A 1,048-nucleotide genomic window follows, 5' to 3' on the forward strand; every position below is an offset into this window, starting at 1 on the left:
CGATCTGATCGTCGTGGGATCTCATGGTCGCAAAGGAATTAAAATGCTGCTAGGTTCAACAGCCAACGCTATTCTGCATCATGCCCGTTGCGATGTATTGGCCGTCAGATTGCTGGACGAAAACTAACCCGCATCTGACTCATATGTCTGACTGTTTCGGGATGTGTCAGCTTTGGTTGATTATCTACCTTAACAGGTTATCATGCAGATCCATTAACCAGTTCCCGACATCATCTGCGGCTTGTTTTCTGCCGTAATGGTCATATTGTGATCATTCTATCTTCATTAATCAGAACTGGTTTTTAATTGAATTTATTACGAGGAAAAGTTTGTCATGCCTCATTCCAACTTTGTTCTGTTATTTGTCACTGCATAATAGTTTGCTTTGTTTTTTACAATAGTTTGTTTATTATTCCCTACCAGCCCTGTGGCTAATTCATCTCAAATAGTTAAATGATTGATACGGTTTTAATTTAAGCTGGATTAACTTGGACAACCTTCACTAAGTAAGGATATTTTGTGTCAACGCCATCCTCATTCCCTCCCGTTTACACTGAACCTTTTCATCAGGCCTCTGAAAACCTGCGCCGTGCACTACCCTTTATCAATCAGCACCAAACACCTGTTAACCCGGTTAATTACGCCGTCTGGTACGAATATGTGGCAGGGACCAATCAGGCATTAAAGAAAGCCATTGACAGTCGATTGCAACAACAGGAGAAAATCACCCCGGAACTGACTCAACAGCTTTATGAAAAGTACGTTTTAATGGGTATGCCAGAAAGGCTTGAGGCAACCAATAATGGACTCCGGCTGGTCGTCGACAACACGATGAATCAAATTAATCGGGTTGAACTGGCTGCAGATGATTTTTCTGAAGATTTAGCACTTCAACAAAATAAACTGGAACAATCACAAGATCTGTCCGAGATTAAAGGAGTACTGGCTGAAATTCTTGTCAACACACGAAAAATGGGACAGTCAAGCAGCGAATTAAAACAAGAACTGGCGCAAACCAGTCAGGAAATTATTAAATTGAGGAAAGAAT

General features: G+C 41.1%; 1 protein-coding gene and 1 pseudogene. Both read left to right on the forward strand.

The genetic code is table 11. The features are described from left to right. A partial coding sequence (locus B3O33_RS15020) for a universal stress protein (RefSeq protein WP_292363901.1) occupies positions 1–127 on the forward strand: 127 nt, incomplete at its 5' end. 392 nt (positions 128–519) lie between these two features. Next, positions 520–1,048: pseudogene (locus tag B3O33_RS15025) on the forward strand (GGDEF domain-containing protein); the annotation flags it as partial.

Origin of the sequence: Methylophaga sp. UBA1464 (assembly GCF_002325665.1) — a bacterium.
Classification (GTDB): domain Bacteria; phylum Pseudomonadota; class Gammaproteobacteria; order Nitrosococcales; family Methylophagaceae; genus Methylophaga.